Source organism: Olsenella sp. KH3B4 (genome assembly GCA_900111695.1).
GTDB lineage: Bacteria > Actinomycetota > Coriobacteriia > Coriobacteriales > Atopobiaceae > Tractidigestivibacter.
This window is the reverse complement of the sequence record FOHD01000017.1, coordinates 1-3817: the sequence shown is the minus strand read 5'-3', so window position 1 is coordinate 3817 and position 3817 is coordinate 1. Positions and strand designations below refer to the sequence as shown.

At 60.8% G+C, this 3817-nt stretch carries 4 protein-coding genes; 1 reads left to right on the top strand and 3 read right to left on the bottom strand.

All coding sequences use genetic code 11. The annotated features are described in order from the left end of the window. The first annotated feature begins 471 nt into the window (after nt 1-471). Nucleotides 472-705 (top strand): hypothetical protein, encoded by a 234-nt coding sequence (locus BMX94_RS10435; RefSeq protein WP_091006369.1) that lies wholly within the window; start codon nt 472-474, stop codon nt 703-705. A gap of 28 nt (nt 706-733) precedes the next feature. Here BMX94_RS10435 and BMX94_RS10430 read toward each other — a convergent pair whose 3' ends face one another. From BMX94_RS10430 to BMX94_RS10420, 3 genes are all read right to left on the bottom strand, one after another. Next, complete coding sequence (locus BMX94_RS10430; RefSeq protein ID WP_091006367.1) at nt 734-976, bottom strand: plasmid mobilization protein; 243 nt, start codon at nt 974-976, stop codon at nt 734-736. Next, nucleotides 966-1574 carry an AAA family ATPase gene (locus BMX94_RS10425; RefSeq protein ID WP_177171422.1) on the bottom strand — a complete coding sequence of 203 codons (609 nt, stop codon included), beginning with the start codon at nt 1572-1574 and terminating at the stop codon, nt 966-968. Before BMX94_RS10425 ends, BMX94_RS10430 begins: the two co-directional genes overlap by 11 nt. Nucleotides 1575-2160: 586 nt before the next feature. Continuing rightward, nucleotides 2161-3681, bottom strand: a complete 1521-nt coding sequence (locus BMX94_RS10420; RefSeq protein ID WP_091006360.1) for a helix-turn-helix domain-containing protein — start codon at nt 3679-3681, stop codon at nt 2161-2163. Between the last annotated feature and the right edge of the window lie 136 nt (nt 3682-3817).

Here is a 3817-nt window from a genome sequence, read left to right as displayed (position 1 = left end):
GTGGGTCGTTTTGACGGTAATCTGTGGGTAAGAATATCAATCGCTTTGCGGGACCACCTGGGCCATCTCCCAGTGCCAAGCGAGCTTGCTAATGGCACTCACCGATTAATGGGCCCATCTAGCGGAAGGCGATGCTCAATCAGGATTGTTTGAAGAATAGTCTCTCCATAGCCTCTTATAAGGTGCTGGACATAGGTGGCGTCCATGGGAAACTTCATCCGCAGAGATTTCGTTCGACTCTTTGCCATGGCAGTAGGAGGAACCATTCTCTCTCCACAATCGGCCAAGGCTCAGGAATCAGACGCACAATATTGAACACATCGTTCAACGGCTACGTATCGACATATGGAACCTTCTTCTAAGACGAGGGCTCGCATTATTTCGGCGCTTGCGATTGCGGCGATTGTCTTCCTCTGTATTGCGACATGGTCACTTTATCCTCCGTCTGGCGGTGGAGGAATCAAAAGCTCCATGTTCTTTAGCACCGGAACCGTCAAAAGCATCTCTAGGGAGGATGAGTCGATAGATGTTTTAATCTGTCGCTCGGACATTTTTGAATCCGGGGAAACCGTATCGTTCGACTTTTCAAACCATGCCGAGGAACTCGATGGCTTGGACGTGGGCAGGACGGTTTCAGTTCATCATTGGCTGGACAGCAGAGACGGAAAATCCGTCATAGCAAGATCAATCTCAAAAGACGACTGATATAGTCTATATAGAGTGTATATACATTCTATATAGACTTGCGGTTCATGCGCATCTCGAGCCCCTCGATGATGAGCCTCGAGACCGTCATGCCATGGTCGGCTGCGTAGGCGCTTATCGCCTGCTTCTGCTCGTCGGTCACCCAGAACGTGACGCACTTCCCCTTCTTGCGCGCCGTCGAGTCGCCCTTGTGCCTCAGGTCCTGGTTACCCATAAGGGTGTCGCTCGGCCTGGACGCCGCGACGCGGCGGACGGGCTTCTTAGTCGCCATCCTCGAGCCCCTCCTTTGTCTCCTCGTAGACCCCTTCGTAGCCGAATAGGTCGTCACCGAACGAGTTCCCGAAGAAGTTCTTCAGGGCCTCGCGGTTAGGTATCTGGGCGTCGAAGTAGCTCGCGCCCCTCTCCTCGAGCTCGCTCAGCGACTGCCTGAGCGTGAGCGTGCGGGCCACGGTGCGCGTCATGAGGATGGCGTAGTAGATGCCGCGGGACGACAGGGTCTCCGCCGTCTCGAAGGCCTTGACCATGTCGGCCGGCCCCGTGGTGGTCGGCACGATCACCATGTCGGCCACGCGCATAGCCTCGTCCATCACGTGCCCGTTCGGCGGACAGTCGATGACGACCCACTTGGCCTGGTCGCCCTTGCACTTGCGCTCAGCAGCCCTCACGGTCGCGATGTTCGCCGGGATGACGGGGAACGGCAGGGCGTCCCCGCTCTCCTCGGCGGACATCGCCCAGAGGCTGGCGCTCGACTGGGGGTCGGTATCGTACACCTCGACGTCCTTGCCGTCCCTCTGGGCGGCGGTGGCGAGCGCTATGGCGGTCGTCGTCTTCCCGACGCCCCCCTTGAGGTTGATTATCGAGATGATCAAGGACGCCCCTCTCGTCAGTCCTATATAGAGTGTATATACATTCTATATAGTTTTTGCCGGATTGCGAGGCGACTCTTTCCCCGGATGGGCAGGCCTACAGCACGCGCCCGGACCGCAGGCGGCGGTATGCCGTGGCGCGGCTCACGCCGAGGGCCTGGGCCAGCTCGTCCACCCCGTGGGAGAGCGCCCACGACGCGGCATCGGCCTCGCCCATGCCCTCGAGGGGCGACCCCTCGGGCAGCGCCTTGCGGGGCTTGCCGCCGTGCGACCTGCGGCGGCTCGGGAGACACGCCCTTCTACGCGAGAGGGGTCAGTTGCCCCCTCGCGGGCCGCCCGGCTACTTTGATTTTTGTCCATTTTTCCAAAGTATGCGTATCCGCAGGTAAGATGGCATTTTCCCGCGCATTTGCTGCCTACTAAAGTGCTCTAAAGTACTAAAGGCATCATAAGTGCAGGTAATTTACTTTAGGCGTATTCACTTTGCTAAAGTATCCCGCTCCACAGCGCCTCGTATACTTTTACCTGCGGTTTTGCAGAGTGGCAGATGGCACCATTACTCTAGGGGTGCCGTTACTCTAGTAATCCTCTAGTACTCTAGTGATACTCTACGTGGTGATTTATGCTCTAGTAAATTTGAATTACTAGAGTAAAGTAGCTCAGCCTGGCCGCCCCTGAGCCACTTGTTCACCGTGTTGCGGCTCACGCCGAGCGCCTCGGCGATCTTCCTGTTGCTCAGGCCAGGGTGCTCCTGGGCGAATTGGCGAATCACATCGGCCTTTGTGCCGCTGCCTTTCGGACGCCCTTCTGGGTTCTTCATTGGAATGCCAACGGCTTTCATGCTCTCCTTGCGTCCCCGTGCGAGATAAAGATGCTGCGCCTGCTTTAAGCCGTTCCTCTTGTTCACCGGCATGGGCAGGGCGGTCTTCTCGGCTATCTTGTCGCGGCGGAGCTTCACGCTGACGGGGTTTCCGTAGGCGCTCAGGGCGTCGGACACGTCCTTGGCGGTGAAGTGGTTGCCGGGGTTCTTGGTGAGCCTGTCGAGGCGCGGCTGGATGCCGTAGGCCCATTTCTCCAGCTCTTCATAAGTGACCTCGGGGCACTTCGCGGCAAGGCAGGCCGCGACGAAGACGCACCAGTACCGGTTCCCGTCGAACGCCTCGGTCGCCGTGTCGCCGTCCTCGACCCTCCTGCACCACCAGTCGAACAGGGCGCGCTTGACCCTCCACTGGTTGTGCGGCCCGGGGTTCGTGAGGGCCTTCCTCCTCCACTCGGGGTCCCACTCCGGCCACAGTCTGCGAGCCTCATCGATGCTGTGCCGGGCCCCGATCATCTCGGGGGTCACCCGACAGTCCTCGGGCACGAACCCGTTGAGGTCCTCCATGCTCCAATGCACGCCGGTGCGGAATGCCCTCACGACCTGGTCTCCCGCACGGCTTCGGCTCCCCACCATGCGGAACGCCTGCACGACGCTCTCGTACTGGGGCTTGTCCGGCTCTCGGGTCACGTACCGGTTCCAAACGAGGTCGACCATCCTGTGCCTGAAGGCCGACAGGCGCTCTATGACGTTCGGCCACATGCGCAGGGGCCTGTCGAGGAGGTAGTAGAGGTGCAGGCCCGTCCCCGAGCTGACTATGTAGGTCGGCCTCGGCGCGCGCTTGAGCTCGTCCATCTGGTAGAGGAGCTCGTCGACCCCGATCGGCCAGGCGGTGCCGTCTCCGCGGGTCTCGGTCTGGATGTAGTCGAGGTCGAACGTGATGGCGAACAGCTCGTGCGCCATGTCCATGCGCGGCGAGATGCCGGCGTAGCTAATCGGCGAGAGCAGGTCTGTCACCGTGGACGCGGCGGGCGAGGAGTCGACCGCCAGGACGGCGTCGATGCCCGCCAGGTCATCGGTCACCAGGTGCCTCTCCGCGTGCTGCGAGCCGTCCTCTCCCTGCCAGACGCGGACCATGATCGCCGAGTACGCCCCCTTCTCATAGTGATGGGGGGAAGCTCCGGCGCCCCAGGCCGTGGCCAGGCTCCCCTCCGGGAAGAGGTCGCGGTAGAACTCGTGCGGCCCTGCCTCCGGGTACCGCGCCGCCAGCCACTCGGTCAGCACGTTCGCCATTGTCGAAAACCTCCCATACGCAGAGAGAAAAAGGAAGCGAAAAAGAGAGACCGTCCCCCAGCCCAACCCATCCGGGGCACCGCCGCACGCCAGGCGGCTATAACCGTCCCGCGGGACCGGCCTCCCGGCCTTCGGA